Source organism: Mesorhizobium sp. FG116, assembly GCF_057809835.1.
The window spans coordinates 20,518-43,234 of the sequence record NZ_JBMDKS010000029.1; the positions used below are offsets into that span (position 1 = coordinate 20,518).

At 59.9% G+C, this 22,717-nt stretch carries 15 protein-coding genes and 4 pseudogenes; 13 read left to right on the top strand and 6 right to left on the bottom strand.

Annotation, left to right across the window (positions count from 1 at the left end; genetic code table 11):
• The first annotated feature begins 1 nt into the window (after position 1).
• The 3 genes and pseudogenes from scpB (at position 2) to ACODTY_RS19500 (ending at position 2,806) form a co-directional block, all read left to right on the top strand.
• Positions 2 to 715: an SMC-Scp complex subunit ScpB gene (gene scpB, locus ACODTY_RS19490; RefSeq protein WP_488995862.1), complete on the top strand. Its 714-nt coding sequence runs from the start codon at positions 2 to 4 to the stop codon at positions 713 to 715.
• Positions 716 to 932: 217 nt separating this feature from the next.
• Positions 933 to 1,355 (top strand): annotated as a pseudogene (locus ACODTY_RS19495) (ATP-binding protein); the annotation flags it as partial.
• 23 nt (positions 1,356 to 1,378) lie between these two features.
• The gene (locus ACODTY_RS19500) at positions 1,379 to 2,806 is read left to right on the top strand and encodes an ATP-dependent nuclease (RefSeq protein ID WP_488995863.1); all 1,428 of its coding nucleotides are present in this window, start codon (positions 1,379 to 1,381) and stop codon (positions 2,804 to 2,806) included.
• 32 nt (positions 2,807 to 2,838) lie between these two features.
• Here ACODTY_RS19500 and ACODTY_RS19505 read toward each other — a convergent pair whose 3' ends face one another.
• From ACODTY_RS19505 to ACODTY_RS19515, 3 genes are all read right to left on the bottom strand, one after another.
• Positions 2,839 to 6,318 carry an AAA family ATPase gene (locus tag ACODTY_RS19505; protein ID WP_488995864.1) on the bottom strand — a complete coding sequence of 1,160 codons (3,480 nt, stop codon included), beginning with the start codon at positions 6,316 to 6,318 and terminating at the stop codon, positions 2,839 to 2,841.
• Positions 6,318 to 7,589, bottom strand: coding sequence for a metallophosphoesterase family protein (locus ACODTY_RS19510; protein ID WP_488995889.1), 1,272 nt, complete (start codon positions 7,587 to 7,589; stop codon positions 6,318 to 6,320). The genes ACODTY_RS19505 and ACODTY_RS19510 overlap by 1 nt, the downstream gene beginning before the upstream one ends.
• 159 nt (positions 7,590 to 7,748) lie before the next feature.
• Positions 7,749 to 9,050 carry a hypothetical protein gene (locus ACODTY_RS19515; RefSeq protein ID WP_488995865.1) on the bottom strand — a complete coding sequence of 434 codons (1,302 nt, stop codon included), beginning with the start codon at positions 9,048 to 9,050 and terminating at the stop codon, positions 7,749 to 7,751.
• A 122-nt stretch (positions 9,051 to 9,172) separates the two neighbouring features.
• Here ACODTY_RS19515 and ACODTY_RS19520 point away from each other — a divergent pair, with 122 nt between their 5' ends.
• The 3 genes from ACODTY_RS19520 to ACODTY_RS19530 are packed head-to-tail and all read left to right on the top strand — an operon-like array spanning position 9,173 to position 11,170.
• Complete coding sequence (locus ACODTY_RS19520; protein ID WP_488995866.1) at positions 9,173 to 9,469, top strand: hypothetical protein; 297 nt, start codon at positions 9,173 to 9,175, stop codon at positions 9,467 to 9,469.
• A complete protein-coding gene (locus ACODTY_RS19525) occupies positions 9,459 to 10,049 on the top strand; it encodes a type II toxin-antitoxin system VapC family toxin (RefSeq protein WP_488995867.1) in 591 nt (196 codons plus the stop codon). Before ACODTY_RS19520 ends, ACODTY_RS19525 begins: the two co-directional genes overlap by 11 nt.
• Entirely contained in the window at positions 10,046 to 11,170 is a 1,125-nt protein-coding gene (locus ACODTY_RS19530; RefSeq protein WP_488995868.1) for a hypothetical protein, read from the top strand. Before ACODTY_RS19525 ends, ACODTY_RS19530 begins: the two co-directional genes overlap by 4 nt.
• Here the strand turns inward: ACODTY_RS19530 and ACODTY_RS19535 are convergent.
• Positions 11,108 to 12,573: pseudogene (locus ACODTY_RS19535) on the bottom strand (Tn3 family transposase); the annotation flags it as partial. The gene ACODTY_RS19530 and the pseudogene ACODTY_RS19535 overlap by 63 nt on opposite strands.
• Positions 12,574 to 13,002: 429 nt before the next feature.
• Between ACODTY_RS19535 and trxC the strand changes: the two are divergent.
• The gene (trxC, locus tag ACODTY_RS19540) at positions 13,003 to 13,449 is read left to right on the top strand and encodes a thioredoxin TrxC (protein ID WP_488995869.1); all 447 of its coding nucleotides are present in this window, start codon (positions 13,003 to 13,005) and stop codon (positions 13,447 to 13,449) included.
• 10 nt (positions 13,450 to 13,459) lie between these two features.
• Complete coding sequence (locus tag ACODTY_RS19545) at positions 13,460 to 14,719, top strand: MgtC/SapB family protein (RefSeq protein ID WP_488995870.1); 1,260 nt, start codon at positions 13,460 to 13,462, stop codon at positions 14,717 to 14,719.
• 218 nt (positions 14,720 to 14,937) lie between these two features.
• On the opposite strand, the pseudogene ACODTY_RS19550 reads toward ACODTY_RS19545, so the two are convergent.
• Positions 14,938 to 15,638: pseudogene (locus ACODTY_RS19550) on the bottom strand (phosphoketolase family protein); the annotation flags it as partial.
• Between the two features lie 287 nt (positions 15,639 to 15,925).
• On the opposite strand from ACODTY_RS19550, the gene ACODTY_RS19555 reads away from it, so the two are divergent.
• The 5 genes and pseudogenes from ACODTY_RS19555 to ACODTY_RS19575 all read left to right on the top strand — a co-directional run.
• Positions 15,926 to 17,512, top strand: coding sequence for an MBL fold metallo-hydrolase (locus ACODTY_RS19555; RefSeq protein ID WP_488995871.1), 1,587 nt, complete (start codon positions 15,926 to 15,928; stop codon positions 17,510 to 17,512).
• Between the two features lie 145 nt (positions 17,513 to 17,657).
• Positions 17,658 to 17,984: a hypothetical protein gene (locus ACODTY_RS19560; RefSeq protein ID WP_488995872.1), complete on the top strand. Its 327-nt coding sequence runs from the start codon at positions 17,658 to 17,660 to the stop codon at positions 17,982 to 17,984.
• A gap of 207 nt (positions 17,985 to 18,191) precedes the next feature.
• Positions 18,192 to 18,923, top strand: coding sequence for a Bax inhibitor-1/YccA family protein (locus tag ACODTY_RS19565; RefSeq protein ID WP_488995873.1), 732 nt, complete (start codon positions 18,192 to 18,194; stop codon positions 18,921 to 18,923).
• A 42-nt stretch (positions 18,924 to 18,965) separates the two neighbouring features.
• A complete protein-coding gene (gene groL, locus ACODTY_RS19570; protein ID WP_488995874.1) occupies positions 18,966 to 20,588 on the top strand; it encodes a chaperonin GroEL in 1,623 nt (540 codons plus the stop codon).
• 1 nt (position 20,589) lies between these two features.
• Positions 20,590 to 21,138 (top strand): annotated as a pseudogene (locus tag ACODTY_RS19575) (transposase); the annotation flags it as partial.
• Positions 21,139 to 21,670: 532 nt separating this feature from the next.
• Here the strand turns inward: ACODTY_RS19575 and ACODTY_RS19580 are convergent.
• Positions 21,671 to 22,513 (bottom strand): rubrerythrin family protein, encoded by an 843-nt coding sequence (locus ACODTY_RS19580; protein ID WP_488995875.1) that lies wholly within the window; start codon positions 22,511 to 22,513, stop codon positions 21,671 to 21,673.
• Positions 22,514 to 22,717: the final 204 nt, after the last annotated feature.

Consider the following 22,717-nt stretch of genomic DNA (forward strand, 5'->3'; position numbering starts at 1 on the left):
CATGGCCGAAGCGACACGCGGAAAACGAACGAAAGGCCGACCAGACGAAGGTCTGTTCGATCGGGAACTGGATCACCTGCCGCCGGAAGCGCGCTGGCGCGAATGGATGCACCGTGTCGAGGCAACGATCTTTGCCGCAAGCGAGCCGGTCGGCCGCGAGACGTTGGCGCGGATCATTGGCAAAAGCTGCAGCATCGACCTTCTCATTGACGACATCCGCGAGGAGTTGCGCGACCGACCCTACGACCTTGTCGCGGTCGCCGGCGGCTGGAAGCACCTGACCCGGCCGGCCTATGCCGACGCCATCCGCATGGCCGTGGGCGCCAGCGAGCGTGTGGTCGACCTTACCCAATCCGAAGTGCTGGTACTCACATGCATCGCCTACTTCCAGCCGATTACCCGGGCCGAACTGTCCTCATTCTTCGGCACGGAGATTTCTCGCGATCTGATAGGCAATCTGCGCGGGTCCGGAATGATCGCATCCGGCCCGCGTAGCCCGACGCCCGGCGCCCCTTACACCTACGTCACGACCAAGGGATTCCTGCTGGAATTCGGTCTCGAAACCTTGCGCGATCTCCCCGATCGCGAGGCGCTCGAGGACGCGGGCTTGCTCTCAAAGGAAAAGCTGATGGCAGGGGATATTCCAGCCGGGTTGGCGAGCGGGATGGGCGAAGAAGAAGCAGAGCACGATGTGGTCGGAGATCAGTTGTCGTAGATCGCATGCTGTTGGCATTCACCTGCAATGCGATGCAGGTGCCCTACCTGTATTCCTCGAGGGCAATCAGAGCCGTCTCGTAAGTCTCAGATTCGAGATTGTATTGCGCCGTGCCTTGTCTGGACGTTGATTACGAATTCAGCGATGCTAATCGGGGAGGGGCAACATGCGTATCAAGACAATCCGAATCCAGAACTTCCGGTAATTCAAAGATCTCTCCGTCGCGTTAGAGAGCTTCACGTCCCTCGTCGGGCCAAACGGAGCGGGAAAGTCAACGATCCTCTGTGCTCTGAACATCTTCTTCAGGGAAATTGACGGAACCTCCACCAGTACTATCGACCTTGACGAAGAAGATTTCCACAATCGGGATACCTCCCATCCGATTGAGATCACTGTCGCGTTTTGTGACCTAAAACCCGAAGCGCAGACGGAGTTTGCTGAGTATTACCGTCAGGGCGAGCTCATAATTACTGCCAAGGCAACTTTTGATGCGATCACGAGGTTGGCGAGTGTCCGTCAGTATGGCCAGCGTCGCGCAATGGAAGCGTTCAAAAGCTACTTTGAAGCCTACAACGGTGGCGGCCCGCGGCTGACTGCAAGGCTGAGTTCGATAAGATTCGAGCGGCAGTTCCAGGGGTGACAGGTGGGACAACCAAGGATGCCATGTGCGACGCACTGCGCGCCTATGAAGAAGCCCATCCAGCAGAGTGCATTCTTATTCCCAGCAAGGACCAGTTTTACGGGTTCAGCAAAGGGGCTAACCGTCTCGCGAAGCATGTGCAGTGGGTCTATGTTCCTGCTGTCAAGGATGCCACGAAGGAAAATGTGGAAGGGAAGAACACTGCGCTGGGGAAGATCCTCGCCCGCACGGTTCGTGCCAAGGTGAAGTTTGACGAGGAGATCAAGAAGCTTAAGGACGAGACGCTCACCCGGTATCGTGATCTCCTCAAAGACCAGCAGGGCGCGCTGGACGATATCTCCAAGGCTCTCAGCAGACGCCTAGGAGAATGGGCCCACCCGGACGCCACAGCCCGTCTCTCATGGGCTGAAGATGTGAAGAAGTCTGTTCAAGTCGAGGAGCCGATCGCGAGATTGTTGGCGGGGGAAGGCGCCTTCGAGGGCGAGCTCGCCCGGTTCGGCCACGGGCTCCAGCGCTCATATTTGCTGGCCTTGCTTCAGGAATTGGCGGCTGCAGACGATCCTGATGCACCCCGCCTGCTTCTTGGGTGTGAAGAGCCAGAACTCTACCAACACCCGCCTCAGGCCAAGCACCTTGCCACCGTGCTGCAGACGCTTGCCGACGGCAATGCCCAGGTCGTCGTCTCGACCCACAGTCCATATTTTGTCAGTGGCCGCTATTTTGAAAGCGTCAGGATGGTGCGCCGACATCCGGGCAAGAAATGCTCAAACGTCTCAGCAGTGTCATTCGATGACCTGGCTGCGAAGCTATCCAGCATCCTAGGAGAGAAAGTGCTCAAAGCGGATGCGCAGATGGCCAAGTTGCATCAGGCGATGCAGCCCCACCTAAATGAAATGTTCTTCGCGCCCAAGCTCATTTTCGTGGAAGGTCTGGAAGATGTTGCATTCATCAATGCCTGGATGATGCTATCAGGCCGATGGGAAGACTACCGGCGTTACGGCGCCCAAATCGTTCCCACCAATGGAAAAGGTTATATCATTGAGCCGCTTGTTATCGCGGATATGATGGGTATTCCTAGCTTCGTCCTGTTCGATGCTGACGGAAACAAGACCAACGAGAACGAACGTAAGAAGCACGAAAAGGACAATATAGCCATCGTGACAGCTCTTGGTGGCAGCGGAAAGGCTCCTTTCCCCACGGAGACAGTATGGGAAGAGCGTTACGTCCAATGGCCTCACAATTTCGGGGCCACCCTCCGGGCCGAGGTCGACAAGGGCATCTGGGACTCTACCTTCGGCAAGGTTTCAAAGGGCCTTGGCAATCCGGATGGCAGCTTTGCCAAAAATCCATTTCATATTGCCAATCATGTTGAACTTTTGATGCAGGAAAAAGCGATCCCGAAGTCCCTAGACGATTTATGCGGGCACTTGCTAAAGTTCTGTGCCAGCTAGGTCAAGCGTCCCGCTATCCCGCAATTAGTTGCCTATGCGATCTCGTGAATTCTAACCGTTGGCACAACCTGTGCGGCAATCTCGCACAGGTGCTTATGGTGTGTAAGGTAGACGACCTGTCCGACCTCAGCCATCTGCCCGAACAGCCGGAACACCTCCTCCGAGCGGGGCTCGTCGAATGTTTCCATGATGTCGTCGGCGACAAAGGGAACCGAAGGACGCGCTGTCGCAAACTCCTCATATCCGGCCAGGCGAAGAGCCAGATATAGCTGGAACTGCGTGCCTTTGGACATTTCAACCGCAAGCTTTGAGCCGCCGTGCCGTGGCAAACCGATGAGCGCTTCTCGGTCCTTTTCCGGACGCGTGGCAAGTCCAGTATATTCATCACGCGTGATCAGCCGGAACGCTTCGGATGCCCGGTTCATCATCGCGCTGCGGTGCTTGTCGCGATACGCGCGAATGCCATGCTCGGCGACAAGGCTACCGCTTCTGAGGCGGAGATACCGCAGTGCCAGATCCTCGATTTCCAAGAGCAGTGTTCGCCGTTTCGCCTCTAGGCGGGCAGCGGCATCATCGCCGCCGATGGCGGCCAGGCGATCTGTTGCGAGCGCCTTATCGGCGAACAGGTCCTTTGATCGGCCGTCAAGATCTTCGAGTCGCGTGATGAGCTCTGCCTCCTCCCGCTGCAGCTCCGCCAGGTCGACGTCTGCTAGGCTGGCCAGGGCAGCCTCCAGCGATGGCATCTGCATCTCACCGACGATCTGCCGTGTGAGCTTGCTTTGCTGCTCGACCAGTTCACCCCTTTTGCGGCAGCGTTCGAGAGCTTGTCGAACATCCGCAAGCGCTTCGACCTGGAAGAACTCGGTCAGTTCCTTTTTGCGCGCAGCATGGACCGCGATCTCAACGTCCAGCCGCTCGCGTTCGGTCGCGAGGTCGACAAGAGTCTGATCCCGTTCCAGCCGTTTCGCCTCGACCTGTTTGGCTTCCTGGTTCTGCCTGAGCAGGGTCTTGGCGGCGTCAACGGGATTGCTGCCGTCGAACGTATCGCCGAGTGCGTCATGCAGCTGGGCGACCAACGCGATGAAGGACTTTCGATCCATCTCCATGGCGTCTATGCGATGACGCAGATCATCCTTCTCGCGCAAAGCTTCGGGGAGGCCGGCCATTGCGTCGAGAAGTTCCCGGACAGCGCTAACACTGCCTTCCCCGTTGAACCAGGTTCCTGCGAGGGCGCTCTCCCATTTCTTCTGCCACTTTTCTGATGCAGTGATGGCTTCGTTGAGCTCCGCTTTCCGTCCAAGCTCGGCCGCGTCCAATTCACCGACGCGTTTTTGGGCGTCCTGCCGTTTGGCCTGTATTGCATTGTGGTCCACGAGGATGGTGTCGGCAGCCTGCATCAGAGCTGATACATCCAGACCATCGTCATCGAACCCGGCGCTGATCAGGATCGCGGCGAGCGTACCCTGCTCCTTTGCGAGCACAGTCCTGGCATCTTCAGCGTCACGCAAGGCATGGCGCAGATCATCCCACGCGGTCAGCGCCAAAGTGCGGATTTCAGCCCATCGGCCGATCCTTGTCAGCCATGACACGACGGACGGGTCGTCATCAAGATCGATTTCCGCTGGTGTTTCGGACCTGATCTCGCGTCGCAATGTCTGCAGTTCGTCATCGATATCCCGCAGCAACTGGCGTTGCCGGTCGACGCTTGCCACGTTTACCGCCAACCCTGCGGTCAGGGAGCGCAGCTCCTCGAGTTGCCGGGCGCTGTTCAGACGCGCGGCTGCGGCTGCATCGGTCGCTCGCATCCGGGTCTCGAAGCGATCGGCCGTTTCCCGGTCGAGGACCGACAGATGCTGCGCCCAGGCGTCGTCCCGGTCCACAAGGGCGGCCTTCGCCTCCTCATCATCCATGATGTCGATCGCGTCGCGGAGTGCAGCCAGACGTGCGGCATCTTCCTCTTGCTTCGTCGAGAGCTCTCGCTCTCGCTCGACGATCTGCGAGCGACGCTTCTCCAATTCGCTGTGGGTCGACTTCCAGGGTTCGAGGCGCTCGGTTCCGGGCGGAGATATGCGCCGGAGAGCGTCACCGTCACCGGCCCATGGGTGCAGTTCAATAGCGGCATCATCGAAGGCTTGGCGTTTGACGGGAACAGCGCGCTCGGCAAAGCGAGTTTCGGCAACAAGATTACCGTCGCGCAAGCGGCGCAGCACCGATTGAAGGTGGGCTATCTTCCCGGCATCGAAGGCGGCACCCTGGCCATCGAGTGCTTGCCGATCACACTGCTCCTTCTCCACAGCTTGCCGGGCTGCCTCGTACTCCCTTTCGGCAGATTGCCGCGCGACGTCGACGCCGGACTTTTCGCTGATCAGATCACGCAGCGTCCCGATCGTGGCAGCCGGTATCAGGAGCGACTTCGGATCGTCGACGTCCGACTGGCCCAGCGTGGCGAGGATGAGATCGACCTTGCGGTTCGATTCAGACAACGCCTGCTTTCGCTTCGGCAAATCTTCCTGCGCGGTCGCGTAGCGTGCGGCTGCGTCTGACAGCTGATCGAGTTGATCTGCCATTTCAAGCAGACGGTTTTCGACCACGAGCCCTTCCAGTTCCTCCCGGACTTTCTGATCGCGCTGCGTGATGCCGGCCAGCTTAGTCTGAAGCCGCGTCTCTTCGACAATAAGATCAGGAAGTGCGGACGCCCACTCGGCAGGCGGATGCGGCAGGTCCGCATATTCCAAAAGATGTTCATCTTCCCGACGGTAGTCAGCCGCCAAGGGGTGGGATCTCAGGACGCGTGCGATCTCGTCATGCCGGACCCTTGTCGTCCCGATCTCCTTCATGACGGCGTCATAGGCGGTTTCAGCCTGTTCGAGCGCTGACGTCAGCGTTCTGTAAGCCGAGGCCTGGACGTCGATTTCATCGCGCTGCGATTTGAGGTCCGCGATCTGGCGTTTCACTCCGGCGATCTTCGTAGAGCTGGCGCGTTTCCGGAAAATATCATCAGCTTCAGTGATCGCAGCCTCAAGTATGGAACTGATGCCGGCGAGGCCCGCACTCGCCGAGAACAGCAACTCCCCCAAATCGCCTTTGCTTTGGAGAATGGCGTTGCCGCCATCTTCCAGGGTCTGGTCATCAAGCGAGAACATCATCCGATAGGCGTCGCGCGTCAGCCCAGCGAGCGGGACGCTCAGCAACGCTTCGTTGACCGGCTGACCTTGTCCGTTCAAAAGGGAATTGCTGCGCTGCTTGAATCGCTTGAATTCATGCGCCTGCCCGTCGAATTCGAGGCATGCGCCGATTTCCATCGCCTTGCCCTGATGCAGGAAGCCGTACCTCGTTCGCTCTTCGATGCCAAACAGCAGGTCGAGATAGGCTGACAGCGATGTGGATTTGCCTGCTTCGTTCAGCCCGTAGACGATGTGCAGATCCGGCGTTCCGGCGGCATGCTCCCCGAAATCGATCGAATAGTCGGTGAACTTTCCGTAGCGGGTGAGATCGAGCCGGCGCAGGCGCATCAGCTGATCTCCGACACTTCTGGTTTGAGCCGGGCCAGCATGTCCTCGCTGCCCTCCGTCAGCAACTGGTCGATCAGGGCTTCGAACGCGGCTTCGTTATCGCCGCTGAAACCCCGCGCCTCCGGTGGCAGATCATCCCGCAGTTCCTTGACCAGATCACGCACGGCCTCGCGAACACCATGCTGGTGAATGATGTCGTTGCGCATCAGCTCGCCGAGTTCCAAGACCGGGTCTGCGGCAGCTCCTCCAACCGGCGCGCTGATCGGCGCCGTGGTGGCAATCTCGATCTTCTCGATCCAGGTCTTGCCGAGCCGTTCGGCACGCTGCTCGGTCTCTGCCAGCAGCAGATCGCCATCGCGGCGCAGCTGCCATGACAAAGGTGTCGCACCCGTCAATCTAAGGCGGCCGACGAGGTCTGATGAGCTTGTACGGTCACGGGTGACACCCATGCCTTGCTCAATAAGTTCGGCCGCCTCTCGCCAGGTCATAGCGGAGGAAAGATCCACGGATATCCGTTCGAACTGGGCAACGCTGGTGGCACGTTCTTCGACGGCGAGGGTGTGGTCATCATTGACGGTGACGAGCGTAACGGTCTTCTCACCGGCTTCGTTGATGTCGCGGCCTTGCGGCATCCCCGGCATGATCACCATGCGATCGCCGGCGTGCTGTGCACGGATATGGATATGCCCCAGGGCCCAGTAGTCGAAGCCCCAGCCATGAAGGTCTGACGCCTTGCAGGGCGCATAGAGATCGTGGCCTGGCGCGCCGGCGAGACTCGTATGCATAATTCCAATATTGATCGCGTCCGGGGTAGGGCGGTTATATTTCTCGAGGAGGCTGTCCGGTGCTTGCGGCTTGGCAAAGCTCAGGCCGTGGATGGAAAGGTCGAGGTCGCCCCTGGTGAGGTTAATAGCGTCGGCGCGCCCACCAAATCTCGTGACCAAAGGTGGCAGGATCAGCTCCTGAGTGATCCGCGACATGGCATCGTGATTGCCGCGAATGATGAACGTTGCGATGCTGGCTTCATGAAGCCGCTGCATCTGGCTTGCCAGAAAGCGGGCGGTTTTCATTGACGTCTGATCGCCGTCGTACAGATCGCCAGCGATGATCAGTGCATCGACCTGTTCATCGATGCAGAGATCAACGATGGCGATCAGGGCTTGGCGCGTTGCGTCGCCAATCAGCTCGGCGAGATCACTATTGCGCATCGCCAGCGAGCGCAGTGGGGAATCCAGGTGAAGGTCGGCCGTGTGAACAAATCGAAATGCCATACGATGATGCTTGTCCGATTTCGGGAAGATATTGAACAAGAGACTATCGTCTTGTCATCGATAGCGCACAGAATCCTCATCCACGATGCGCCGCAGCCGACCATCGGAACAACTTCAGCGCGGATTTCTGGCGACGCAACGTCAACGATTAGATCCCGGTCAGCCCTCCATGACTTTCTCAGCGGCAAACTTGCCGGCTCTCCAGGTGCTGTGGACGAGCCAATCTTCGGCGAGAAAAAACTCCCCGCCCAGCACCTTGGTTCCCTCGGTCACGAGCCGCCGCTTCATGGCATCCTCGCCGGCAATTGCCACTCTGGCGTTCGAATAAGGTGCTGCCTCCGGAACGGGGTTCGGGTATTTTATCACCCACTTGAACTGACCGTCGGGATAAGCACTCTGAATTTGATCTCGGCGGGCGGATGGACTCCGGGAGAAGCCAACCTTGACTATAGTCTGACCATCAACTTCGGCGGGGGACTGCCCGAGATATGCGGAAGTATCCCCGCAGAGCTCCAGGATATAAAGGTGCTTAGGACCGTCGGTCTCTCCAACCCAATATGGTTCAGTTGCAGGAGGGATTGCCCGGCTAGGCGACAACGCAGATTCCAGCGTCTGGATCGTGCCGTTCGGTCGATTCGTCTGGCCATACACAGGCACCTCGTAAACATCGAGCTGCAGAAGGAATTCGGCTTCAGCCGAGCCCACCTGGACCCCGCTGGACCCAATGTACTCGGCGTGCGCGCTCGCATACGCGGCTGGAAACAACTGCTCGACAGGCTTCCAATCCTCCTGAACGACACGCCACGCGCGCGTCGCCTGCACCGCATACAGCCACTTGCCTCGCGAGGCAGGGTCAACTTCCTTCTCGGCCCAGCGATCGCCGGCGATGAACTGACTGGCGTGGCCGGCGTTGTGCGATACCTCCAGAACACCGACGACCTTTCCCCGCATCTGCTCGGGACCCTTGCCCTTGGTGACGTAGATCGCCACCAAGGCATTGGGACTGGAAAGCCGAAGATACCGGTTGCGCTTGGCCTCGTCGGCAAAACCGATGCACCCCCAACTTGCTGGGTCGAACCCCCAGAACGAGGTCAGCCAAAGATCCCTGCCGGCTGGAAGTCTATCTCCATCGGGGGCCAGGTCCGGGACCGAGCTCCAGTCGAACGAGAACACCTCGCGCTGGGCGGCCTCGATGTCGATATCGCCCAGGGCTCCACGTATGTACGACATGGCATCGGGCGCCGGATGTCTCTCTCCGCGCTTTACCAGAATTGTCGTGAGAGGCGGTAGTCCGCGATCATGCAGGGCGTGAAGCACAACTTCCAGGTTCTTTCCTAGACCACGACCTGTTGGGTGGTTCCAGCCGACGGCATCTCCCACCTGTTGGTATGTCGCACGCGTTTGTCGAATCGCTTTCTCCGCTAGGAAACGCGCGATCTCGGTTTGCATGGAATCCATCATTCTCCCCCGTTCCATCGCTTTCTTGGGTCTGCGCGACCGCCCGATGTCACACTGGCCCTTACTAATAAGCCTTGCCCGCGCGTTCAACGCAATCTATATTCTGTTCAACATAGGAGGTTCTGATGGCTGCGCAAACAAGGAATGCCGCGGAGAGCGAAGCGAAGGTCGCGTCGGCGCGCAATAGGCTCGTGCTTGAGCAAGCGAAAGCTGCCGGCCTCCTGGGTGCCGCGAAGAATACTCGCCTTTCAGGGCGGGTGCCCTCTGAGTTGGTCGAGGCGGCCAAGAAGCGCGCCCATGTCACCTCCGATACGGAGTTGTTGGAACTGGCGCTGTCGCGCTTGGCCATCGAAGATGATTTCGGCGCCCGCCTGGTCGTCCGAAAGGGTAGCATCCCGGCGGATATAGATCTTGGGATTTGATCTTTCCGAGACCCTCCGATCGCTAAAGCCCCAAAAGCACACCGGAACACTCGAGCGCCGGGGGGATGAGGACCTCCCGTGGGTTACAGACGAACCCGCGATCGGGGGACCGCTGTTTCTGGATACCAGCGTCTACCTAGATGTGCTGCAGGGACGGTCACCGGTTGAAGTCGACAGGCTGCTTACCTACCGCCTATGCCACCATTCCTCGGTCTGCCTTTCCGAGCTGACGCACGCCTTTGGTCGGCTCGATCCAAAGCATGATTCCACGAAGGCCGTTCTCGAAACGGTCGCAGCGACGGTGGACGAAATACCGGTGCACCGGCTCCATGCGCCCGACGTTGTGATCTGGGGGCAAGCCGGCGTGTTGGCGGGCCTGCTTTTCCGGCTCAGCAATCTACCCAAGGGGGAGGGGCACGAGCACCGGTTTGTCAATGACGCCCTCGTGTTCCTGCAGGCGCGTCAGCTAGGTGCGAGCGTGCTGACCGGCAATGTCCGTGATTTTGATTTCCTTACCCAGATCCTGCCAACCGGGCGGATCATCCTCTATCGAACTCCAGCGCGGACACGTTCATCGTGAGCGTCACGGTTGGCCCTAATGGCGACATCCTTCATGGGCTGGAGCAGTTGGCGCGGGCAGCGTCGACCGATGTCAATCACCTGCAAAACCAGCCGGCTTTTTTGCGCTTTGTGGAGCTTTGTCAGGCTCAGTATCCCCATATCCGATGGAGTTCCATGTTGCGGTTTTCGTTGGCCTCGGCGCTCCGGCAGCTCGGCTTGGCCTGTCTCGTCGGTGGCCAGGGGTCCGGCCTGGCAGCAAGTCCAACCGAGATTGCATTCAGGCTCGACAAGGCGATTGACAGCACGACGTCGCGGTGGCTGCACCTGTGTCCTCTAGATCTGGCATCGGATCTTCCGACCATCTCCTTCCGTCCGAACCAAGTACGGCGCTTTTCGGCGGCCGAGCTTGAGGAACTGTTTGACGTTCAAGTTCTCCATCGCGTCAACATAGATTGGTGGTTGGATAGCGCACGTTTCTCGCAGTTTAACTGGCTCGTCATCGAGGAGCAGGTCGAGCACGACGACAACGGCCCTGAAGGCAGGCGCCTGCCTGGCCTGTTCGTGAATCTTGGACAGGATTTTGGACGAATCGAACCGCACCGAACGGGCCTCCCGTCGGCCGTCGAGGTCGCGCTTTTCGGCCTTCTCACGATCCCGTGGGAGCGAATTGGCGGGTTGAGGGAAATGGAGTGGAGAGGTTTCGAAATTCCGTGGGTTTACACCCTCGATTCCGATGTCTTTGCACGCCGGGTTCCGCCGCCTTCTCCGGACAGCCTAAGCTGGGAACCAGCGTGGCACATCGATGTCTATGGTGACGAACATGAGTACGAAAGGCCGATCACCTATCCTCTGGACGGAGGCAGCAACGACGAAATTGCCTGGCTGAACGACAGTGCCTTGGGTGACAGCGTCTCCGCTCGCGAGACGGCGTTGTTCGCTCGTCCCGTGGCGCACTTCTTTGTTCGCGGTTTTCGAACCGACGGCATTGATGAGTTTCTGGCCCATATTTCGACGATCGAGGCTGCGCTCGGCCTACCGCTGGATCATGACCCACGTGCCCGACGCATGATCGCAGGCAAGAACATCCCAATGGTCGAGAATCAGAGTGGCGTTGAGCGGTGCCCCGATGTGGTTCGATAGCGCCGGGTATGCATCGCCTTTCTCGAATGTATGGAATTTCCGCTCCTTGAGGTTGCGCAGCCGAGGCGCAAAGCGTTTACCGATCAGGTCGAACAGTCCAAAGACATGGTCGCTTGCACCGCCCGTATCGGTGAAGTGTTTCTGGATGTCGAGGATCGTGTCCTGATCGAACAGCCCATCGAGCACATAGGCCGCCTCGCTTTCCGTCGGGCTGATCGGCAAGATGCTGAAGTAGCCGTACTGATCCGACAGATGACTATAGAACTTCGAGCCCGGTTCGCTACCGTAGTGCAGATTGACGTCACCGCGCTTCGCGGCTCGGTCGCTCGCGCGGAAGAATTGGCCATCGGATGATGACGTCGTGCCATTGCCCCAAAGGCGAGAATGCGGATGGCGGCTGTGTGCGTCCGTCACGCAGGCCTGCGCCGCGCGGTAGGTCTCGGATCGCGCATGGAACGGACGCATCCAGACGATCTGGTGAGCGCTGATGCCCTTGGATGCGCTCGCCATCCTCTTAGGACCGAGATTGGTCGTATCGGCCAGCACGCCGGCCAGCATGGCGGAAATATTTCTCGGCACGTCGCCGGTGCGAACATGCGTGAAGTGGTCGGCAAAGCCGGTCCAATCGTGCACTTTCTTCAACAGGTCCGGTATTTCAACCATTGGATACATATCGCTGATTTCGGCATTCAGTTCCTCGGCCGCCGCCGGGACCTCCCCAGCCGTTGGCGTCACGATCAACGTCCCGCCCTCAAGACGAACACTGTCGAGCTTTCCGGACCGTGCTCTGTGCGCAAGGCGCTTCAGGCTGAAGTCGAGCATCTGCCGCGCTTCGGCAAGCCACGCCACGCCGTCACCGTGGACGCCCAATCCAAGTCGATCCTCTTCCTTCATGGTGGTGAATGTCGACCGCGGCATCAGATGCTCGTCGATCGGCCGGAAGGATCGGCTGCCGTCGACCCATATGTCGGCAGATCTAAGCCGGTCTCGCAAAGCGGCGAGCGTGGCGATCTCGTAGAGACGACGATCGGGCTTTTCCTGTTCGAAGATGAGCCGTCGATCGGCTTGGCTGAGGTGGGTGACCGGAACACGATCCGGGAGTGTCCGACGCTTCTCGGCATACATTCGCTTCACAGCGAGATTGCCGCGAGAAGCGGATCGTGTCGCCGCGCCGACTGGAACGTGAACGCCTGCAGGAACGCCCCTGCATATTTGCTTAGGGTTGCATACTGTTCGGCCGCCAAGGCCAAGGGTGACGCCTCGTTGTCCTCAACCATCGACTCAAGCTCTGGCTTCATGCTGAGCAGGCGAAGCCAGCCAACTTTCTGATCGAGAACCTCCAAAGCGTTGCGACCATACTCGTTGGCGGACTGGGCAGTGATCGTATCGAGGAACATGCGCAGTGGCGGCATCACTATCAAATCGGCCGTAGCTGTCTTTGGTTGATAAAGTCCGCGTGTCAGCGGGAAACAATTCTTGTTCCGACCCAATAATGCTTTGATCGGCATCAATGCTCGCATGGCGTCTCCGTTCATCCTTGTAATGGATGAGCTGGAGGATCGAAGATGACAGGGATGCGCCCATCCCGTGCCAGCGTCTATTCGTTGCGGGAGATCCAGTTTCTGCGAAATATTGTTCACGCTAGCATGCTTGACTGCAATATCCAGCCGCATAGTCATCACGCGTAACGCACGGCGCGCCAGGTTCTGGATGCCGATGCCCAGGGCCTCCGCCACAGCGAGGCGTTGCTCTAAGTCGCTAAACGGACGTAGCCCTGGTTGGAACGAGATATGGACAGCAGATTACCTCCGTCTAATCATGAAGGTCCTGCGATGGGCGAAGAAATGATCGTCTGCAGCTCTTGCGCCAGCGTCAACCGACTCATCGCGAAGCGCCCCGCTCTGTCCGCGAAGTGCGGAAAATGCGGCCGCAAGATTTTCGCGGCCCATCCCGTGGATGTCGACGAAGCGACGCTCAGGCGCCACTTGGCGCGGACGACCTTGCCGGTGCTCGTCGACGTTTGGGCGCCTTGGTGCGGCCCGTGCAAGATGATGGCGCCGGCGTATGAGCAGGCGGCGAAGGACCTTGAGCCGGATGTGGTGCTGACCAAGCTCAATTCAGACAATGCCCAGGCGATTTCCTCCGAACTCGGTATCCGAAGCATTCCTACGATGATCCTCTTCCATGGCGGCCGCGAGATCGCGCGCCAATCCGGGGCGATGACAAGGGCGCAGATTGTTCGCTGGGTCCGCGATCGCCTGCCTTACGCAGCGGCATGATTGTTGCGTCATGGACACGCTTCTTGCTCGTCTCGGCCTCGCCCTTGCGATCGGTCTGCTGATCGGCCTGGAACGCGGCTGGCGCGAACGCGACGCACCCGACCGGAGCCGGACGGCCGGCATCCGAACTTATGGAATTTCCGGTCTCCTCGGCGGTGTCCTCGCCGCGCTTGCGCAATCGCTGGATGCAGTCTCAGTGCTGATAGCGGGCTTCCTCGGCTTCACAGCCGTCTTGGCCCTCTACAAGGTACGGGAGGCAGCGCACGACGAGGATTTCAGTGTTACCGGCGTCATGGCGGGCCTTGGCGTATTTGCGCTGGGAGCCCTTGCGGTCGCGGGGGATTATGCGGCGGCCGCCGGGGCGGCGGCGGCTCTTGCCGCCCTTCTTGCGAGCCGCGAGGTTCTGCATGGACTGCTGAAACGCCTGACCTGGCTGGAATTACGCTCTGCACTCATCCTGGCAGTCATGACGGCGATGGTGCTGCCACTTCTTCCCAATCGCACTGTCGACCCCTGGGGTGGACTCAATCCTTGGGAAATCTGGTTCTTCACGGTCCTGACGGCAGCCATCTCCTATCTCGGCTATGTTGCGGTCCGGATCCTCGGCCAAACTCGCGGACTCGCCGTTAGTGCCCTTTGCGGGGCGTTGATTTCTTCGACGGCGGTCACGCTCGCGCTCGCCCGCATGGCAGGAGCGGAAAAGAGGAACCATCACCTGGCAGGGGCGGCCATGCTGGCGGCAACGGTTTCGCTGGCGCGCATCGCCTTCATCGTCTGCCTCGTCGAGCCGCGCGTGCTTCTCACGATCTTGCCTTCGGCTCTGGCGGCTGCGGCCACATTCGGTCTCTGCAGCGCCCTTATGCTGGCCAGAGGAGTTGATACTGGCGGCGTCGACACGTCCTCGCGCAGTCCGTTTGACCTCGGGCCGCTACTGTTGTTCGCTCTCCTGTTCGCAGTCGTCTCGACGGCCAATGCCGCTCTCGCCGGCTACATCGGAACCGAGGGCCTCATTACCGCAACGGCTATTTCCGGCGCGGTCGACGTGGACGTCGCGGTGCTCAGCGTGCTGCGACTGGTGGGTACGTTCATCCCGGCCGAAACGGCCGGGCGGGCCGTTCTTGCAGCCATCGCCATCAACGCGTTTGTAAGAGTGATCCTGGCCATGGCAACGTCTCCGGCTCGCTTCTGGGCACCGTTGCTTCTGGCGACAGCTGGAGCCGGCGCGCTGGGCGGTGCTGTCTTTGTCTTCTCGCCCTGGACAAAGCCTTGATGCCAATCAAGGACGGCCTTTTTGCCGACCTGTCATGAGGAATGCCGAAAGGGAGCATCTCATGAACGACACAACGACTTTGCCCGCAAATTTTCGCCTCGTGCGTCTGCTGCTTTCGCGCGAGAAGGTTCATCCGGGAGGTGCGCGTGACGAAGGCTACGACCTTCTCTTACCGTTCGACAACGAGGGGTGTCTCAATCCCCACGAATGGAAGACGCATCGCCGCGAGCATTCGACACCGGTACTTGATGCGAGCGCCAGAAGTCCTCGACTCTCTGCCCGTCCACTTCTTTTGGTCCGCTCCAGCCCTTGGGAGTGCGTAGCACGATCATCGGTCGGCGCGGTCGATCTTGCGACCATCCCTGTGCCCGCGCGCCATACTGAATGCCCCGAATATGATCCAGCACCTCGTCGAGTGTCCTGGCCATCAGCTCATGCATCGCCCTCGTCTCATGGCCCTCTATGAAGAACGGCTCGTTACCGAGCTCGCGGAAAAGGTTGCGAAGCTCCTCATCATCCATCCGGGCGAGCACAGTCGGGTTGGCGATCTTGTAGCCTTTGAGATGCAGGATCGGCATCACCGCGCCGTCGATCCTGGGGTTCAGGAACCTGTTCGAGTGCCACGCCGCGGCGAGCGGTCCTGTCTCGGCCTCGCCGTCGCCGACGAAGCGGCGGCGATCAGGTCGGGGTTGTCGAAGGCTGCGCCGTAGGCTTGGAAAAGGGCATAGCCGAGTTCACCGCCTTCGTGGATGGAGCCCGCCGTTTCCGGCGCTACATGGCTGGGCACACCGCCGGGAAAGGAGAACTGCTTGAACAGCCTTTTCATACCCGCCGCATCGGAGGTGACATCAGGATAAACCTCGCTGTAGGTTGCTTCTAGCCACGTGTTGGCGACCATGGCAGGTCCGCCATGCCCGGGCCGTGGACGGGGGGAATAGTTGAACCTTCTGATGCCTCGAACTTCGCGTGCTCGTTGCCGGCCAGCACAGACCGCACCACCATACCGATATTTGTGACCTTGGAGAAACGATGTGCCGCTTCGAAATCTGCACGTCCGGAGCCGGATCGAATTGACGCCGATCAAAGCAATGACCGTGCGTGTCATCGAATTTGCGCGGATGACGTGCTGATGATGTTCAATACCAACATCGACTGCAATTGCCTGACAGCAGTCGCACCGGTCCGTGGGTGTCGAGGAAGGAGATCATGTACCCAATCCTACGGTTTCACGGCGCCGCTCGCGGCGTCACGGGCTCCTGCTTCGAGATCGAGACCGGTGTCTGCCGTGTCCTTGTCGACTGTGGCCTTTTCCAGGGCTCGAAATCCGAGAAAGAGCTGAACTACGGCGACTTCCCGTTCGATCCAAAGACGGTCGATGCCGTTATTCTCACGCACGCCCATATCGATCACAGCGGCCTTCTTCCCAAGCTTGTGAGGCTGGGCTTCGCAGGTTCGATATTTGCAACGCTTCCAACCATAGACTTGTGCTCGGTCATGCTGCCGGATTCTGCGCACATCCAAGAGATGGAGGTCGAGAATCTCAACCGCCGTAACGCGCAGCGGGGCCGCCTGCAAGTGTCTCCGATCTATGCGGTCGCGGACGTCGCCGCCTGCATGAGGCAGTTCCGACCCGTGCAATACGACGTTTGGACGACTGTCGGAACTGGCGTGCGCGCCCGCTATTGGAACGCTGGTCACCTCTTGGGATCGGCTTCGGTGGAGATCGAGATCGATCGCGGGGAAACGGGCGCGCCGCTGCGTCTTTTGTTTTCTGGCGACATCGGGCCGGGGCAAAAACTCCTGCAGGCCGATCCGGAGGGGCCAAAAGGCGTTGATTACCTGATTTGCGAATCCACGTATGGGGACCGCGATCGACCGGAACTTTCGCGCGACCAGCGCCGTGCGACGTTGGGCGAGGAAGTCAGGCGCGCGGCAGCCTCGCAAGGCCCTCTCATAATCCCGTCTTTCGCGGTCGAGCGCACCCAGGAATTGCTGGTTGACCTGTTCCTTCTCGCACGCAACGGCTTGATCCCATCTGCGCCAATATTCGTGGATTCTCCGCTCGCGACTCGCGCCAGCATGATCTTTGAGCGCCATGCCGGCGAGATAGAGAGCGGCGACCAGCTGCTCGAGACACTCAGGTCAGGCGAGATCCGATTCACCGAGACGGTCGAACAGAGCAAGGCGATCAACCGGCTGTCGGGCTTCTTCATCGTCATCGCAGCCAGTGGCATGTGCGATGCAGGGCGAATTCGTCATCATCTCAAGGCCAATCTCTGGCGAGCCAACGCTACCGTCATGATGGCCGGTTACCAGGCGCAAGGGTCGCTCGGACGTATCCTCCTCGACGGGGCCTCGCGCGTGCGCATCCAGGGCGAAGAGATCAACGTCAAGGCGCGCATAGTTCCGTTCGACCTGTACTCTGGCCATGCTGACGCGACCGAGCTCGTTTCGTGGGTGGCACGCCGTTCACCGGTGCATGGCGCCATCTTCCTGACCCACGGGGAGGAAACAGGTCTTGCCGGCCTGCGCGACCGCCTGTCAACCACTTTCGCGTCCAACCGCATCGTCCTCCCGCAGATCGACGACGCGTATGAACTCGGACCTTCGAGCGCGCGACAGATCGACCTCAACAGACCTCGCCGACTGAAGCCGGAGAAGGTTGCGCGGCTCGACTGGCATAATGACCTGTCGAAGCTGCTCATCGAAGTCACGGATCAGGTCAACGCCGCCGCCGACGAACGAAGCAGAGCGGCGATCATCCGGCGCCTGCGACGCGCGATCGAGAGCTAGCTAGGCGGTCGAGGCGGCCCTCGTGCGAAGGCATTCAACCGTTTTGCAAAGCTAGAGCCGCGAAATCGTTGAGGCCGACGATACAAAGACGATCACTTCAATAACCTGCCAGGCTCTTGCAGCGCTCTTCTAGGTTCCCGTCGTCGTGATGCCCGTTACAGAGGGCGAAGTCGTTTCCCTTGAGCGCGCCGGCGGCGTAGAGCTCCAGGAGGCCGAACGCAAGGCGGCGCAATCGTCGTTGGCGACAGGCACTATCGTCCGCGCTGGAATTTATCCGGATTTGGCCTCGCGCTTCTACTTCTGGCCTGTGGCAACGGCGGGTGCCCAAGATGCGGTCCTTGAACTCCAATTCGACCTTGAGGAACCGCCGTCGGCGCCGGATGTGTTAATCAATATCGTTCCGAACATTCTAGCGCTCGTGCTTGACCGCCAACAGTTCCGAGTTCGACATGCAACTTCGCCCACAATTTAAGCCCGCGGAAAACCAATCCCGACGTGTGCACGGTGGTCTGGCCGTGCGAGTGGCAGCATAGGGTCGTTGCAAAAGTCGGAGAGCTATCCTCACGCCGGGGCTGCCCAAAGTGCCATACGACGGTGCCATAATCTTGATCCGCGTCAAACCCGGTTCCTTGCTCTTGTGCCAGGTTATCAAGCATGGAGGAGAAAGTGGAGCGAGGCGATGGCGTACAATCCCCGGCAGGATGTCCGACTCGATTATGGGGCGTCTCCCGATATTCACGAATATGTCGATCCGCGCCTGCGCGAATATATGCTCAGGGTCTACAATTTCATGGCCGGCGGTCTGATCGTCAGCGGGCTGACGGGCTACATTGCGGCACGGACAGGGTTCTATCAGCAGATTGCGGGAACCCCGCTGATTTGGATCGTCATGCTGGCGCCGCTTGCGGCGGTCTTGGTTCTGAGCTTTCGGATCGAGCGAATGAGCGTGGCGGCCGCCCAGCTGACCTTCTGGGTCTACGCGCTCCTGATGGGCCTTTCCCTTTCAGGGATATTCCTAGTCTACACGGGCGCGAGCATAGCGAGGACCTTCTTCATCGCGGCCGCAACGTTCGGTGCGATGAGCCTTTATGGATATGTGACGGGCCGCGACCTGACGCGCGTCGGTTCCTTCCTGTTCATGGGGCTGATCGGGATCATCCTTGCGAGCGTCGTCAACCTGTTCGTTGCTTCGCCTGCCCTCGAGTTTGTGATTTCGGTCATCGGCGTGATTCTTTTCGTAGGGCTCACCGCCTATGACACGCAGCGCATCAAGAACATCTACATCGAGGCCGAGGCCAAGGGCGACGAGGCGATCTCGAAGAAGGCAGTGCTCGGAGCGCTTACCCTCTATCTAGACTTCATCAACCTGTTCCTCATGTTCCTGCAGCTTACCGGCGAGCGTCGGGATTGACGCAGCGAGTTTGCCAGGCAGCACCTTTCGAAGGTCAAAGAGATGGCTCACAAACAGGTACTTTTCCGGTCCGAGGCGCGCGAGAAGATCCTGCGCGGTGCCACGCAACTCGCCGATGCCGTGCGGGTCACGCTCGGGCCGCGCTCCAAATCTGTGCTGATCGAAAGAAAATGGGGGGTGCCTATCGTCTGTAATGATGGCGTCACCATCGCCAAGGAGTTCGACCTCAAGAATCCGGAGGAGAATCTCGGAGTGCGCATGCTCAGGCAGGCGGCGGAGAAGACGGGCGACATGGTTGGCGACGGCACGAGCACATCGACCATCCTTGCCCACGCCATGTTTGCCGACGGCGTTCGCAATGTCGTGGCCGGTGCCAGTGCGATCGACATCAAACGCGGTCTCGATCGGGCCGCGAAGCGCGCAGTGGACACGTTGAAGGCGATTTCCAAGCCGGTTCAGACCCGCCGGGAGAAGGAACAGGTCGCAACAATCTCGGCGCATAACGATGCCGGCATAGGTGCGTTGATCGGGGCAGCAATGGAGAAGGTTGGCGATGACGGCGTCATCACGGTCGAGGAGGCCAAGACGACCGAGACGGTTCTCGATGTGGTCGAGGGAATGCAGTTCGATCGCGGTTTCCTGTCGCCTTATTTCGTGAGCGATCCGGACAAGATGGAAGCTGTGCTTGAAGATGCGCTTGTTCTGGTCGTCGACCGCAAGATCGGCTCGCTCAACGACCTAGTCAAGCTGCTCGATGCAGTCGCCAAATCCGCCGCTCCTCTGCTTATCGTGGCTGAAGAGGTTGAAGGGGATGCACTCGCTACGCTCATCGTCAACCACATTCGCGGCACCCTGAAGAGCTGCGCGGTCAAGGCGCCAGGCTTCGGCGACAGGCGCAAGGCCATGCTTCAGGACATGGCGATTCTCACGGGCGCGCAGGTCATTTCCGAGGAACTGGGCATCAAGCTGGAGAACGTGACGATCGAGCAACTCGGCCGTGCAAGGCGTGTCGTCTGCGACAAGGAAAATACGACCATCGTCGGCGGCAGCGGCGACAGCAAGGCGATCAAAGCAAGAATCGAGCAGATCAGGCGGGAAATCGAGGATACGACCAGCGATTACGACCGCGAGAAGCTCCAGGAACGGCTGGCGAAGTTGGCGGGCGGCGTTGCGGTCATCAAGGTTGGCGCGCCGACCGAGTTGGAGATGAAATCGAAGAAAGAAGCATTGGACGATGCGATCAGCGCAACGAAAGCGGCGGTCGCCGAAGGCATTGTTCCCGGTGGCGGGCTCGCACTGCTGCGCTGCATCGCGACCGTCGAGGAGGAGGAGAAGATTGTTGAAGGCGACGAGCGTACTGGCGTTCAGATTCTGAAACGAGCACTTGAGACGCCCGTGCGTCAGATTGCCGAGAACTCCGCGGTCGATGGCGGCGTGGTCGTCGCGAAGATGCTGGAAGGCAAAGGCAATTTCGGCTTCGATGCCGGTCGCAAGCAGTATGTTGATCTTGTCGAGGCAGGCATCATCGACCCGACCAAGGTCGTACGCGTTGCGCTGGAGAACGCGGTGTCGGTCGCGAGCACTCTGCTGCTGACCGAGGCGACGATGACGGAGATTGCGGAGGAGAAGCCGGCGCAAACGATGACACCGGACATGGCGATGTAGGAGGCTTAAACGGGAGGGATCGATGGCGCACCTCGCCGATCGGCGGGCCTTCCTTCACCATCTCTCCCCGGCCGGAAGAAGCGCTGGGTGGTCTACGCAAAGGCGCTCTTCGCCGGGCCTGAAGCGGTGCTCGCCTATCTGTCGCGCTACACCCACCGGGTTGCGATCTCGAACCGCCGGCTGATCGCCTTCGATCAGAGCGGCGTCACCTTCCGCTACAAGGACTATCGTCGCAACGGCGCGAACCGGCAGCAAGTCATGACGCTTGCGGCCGACAAGTTCATCCGCCGCTTCCTGCTGCGGCTTCCACCGCATCCGGCATTACGGCCTGCTTGCCAGCAGTTCCCGCAAGGTCAGCCTTGCGCTCGCCCGTGAACTCCTGGACGTCGCCGCGCCGCCCGACGACGACACCCTGGGCGAACCGGACGACTTCCGTCCGCCATGCCCCTGCTGCGGCGGACGCATGATCGTGATCGAGACGTTCGAACGCTGGCGGCAGCCGCGCGGGCCGCCGGACAACACGACACCGAACCAGGAGACCACTCCATGACCCAGCATGGCTTGATCCGGCTTCCCGCCACAGGCGCTCAACCTGCGGCAACGGATCCACGCGTGTCCATGGTGATTCCTGACGCAGAAAAGGCAAGCGTCCAGACCAGAGCCGGGCCGACAACACCGCGCGGAGGCACGATATAGCCATTGATTGTGGCCTGCGGGTTCCTTCCTCGGGGACCTTCGTGCGCCTGCCGGCGCCCGAAACTCTTCACGGGACCAGACGGTCTGCTTTCTGCAGGTCGTTTCGTCTAGATTCCATCACCAAGAAGGACGGGGAGTCTCTGCGACTGTGTCATATCGACCACCAGTTCCAAGGCCTCCGACGACCACTCTAACTTGTATGCTCTGTAGCTTCGACATACACGCCAGACTTCTTCGGACTCAAGCTGTGGCGCCTCAGACTGCTTTGCCGCTGCGGGTGTTCTTGCGGTCGCGCGGATGCCTGTCGGGTGCGACGCGCAGTCTTGGCGTCAACCATTCCACCGTACTTCGTCGGATTGCCAAGTTCGAATGTAGGCGAGCCCCTGCTATTTCGCATCCAGATGGCGCATCAGCGCGAGGCGCCTGACAGCTACGGTGGCAAGGATCTGCGCCCGGTCGCGCGCGGCCTGTGAAGGTAGATGCTCCCCCGCCTCGATGTAGTAGTCGGCCAGCCACTCGCAGAGCGCGTCCAAAGACCGTGGAGGGGGCGGCCCGACGGGTGCAGGCTCCTGCAGTGGGTTCGAGGCAAGAACGAGAGAGAGCTTGCGAGCTTCGTCGGCGAGGTCTCGATATTCACTCTGCTTCTTGTCTATATGAAAACGTTCATTGAAACCCTTGCGGACTTCCAATTCGAGGGCGGCTAGATCGTATGGCTGCTGATCCGCCGCCGCGTCGTGCTTGAGTTGAAAGAACGCCTTGCGCCGCTCTCGTCGTAGAGTTTTGGCGTGCTCAAGTTCTTCTCGCGCCATGCGCTCTGCGGCGTCGCGGACTTCAGTGGTAGGGGCGCTGGCGGAAACATAGGACCAGAATGCGAAGGCGCGTTCCTCGTTGCGGACCGCCATGGCGAAGGAGCGGTAGGCGTCCTGAAGCTCGGGCGAGACCAGCGCTGCGCCTTCATCGTCGAACACATCCACCGGAGCCTGCTCGACTGCGGCAGGCACGTGGCGGAGCGCCTGGCGCGACCAGGCGATCACCAGGTTCATATGGCTGGTCTTCTCGCGCAGCAGTCGTTTGAACACCTCGCCGAGATCCTGCCGACCAGCGGCATGCATGCGCTCGGCAAGTGCCGCGTACCGATCAACCGTTTCCTTTTCCATGGTGTAGGCAACGGCCAGGAGTTCGTCCATCGAGCGAACCTGCGTTGCAGGTTCGGACCTCAGGCGGGTCATTCCATCGCTCCTGCGGCTGTCCCACGGTCGTATGTTCGTATGCTGTGACCATAGGAGATTTCCAGCCAATTTGTTTGCGCCGGATCAAAGGATACCTCTTCTGTGCGGCAAGGTTCTTTTTGTTTTGGATCAAGGACGCAACGGGAAAACCCGTCAACATTTGCCCCCGCAAGCCGCCCATCCCAGGGCGGGGGGAAAGTGCGG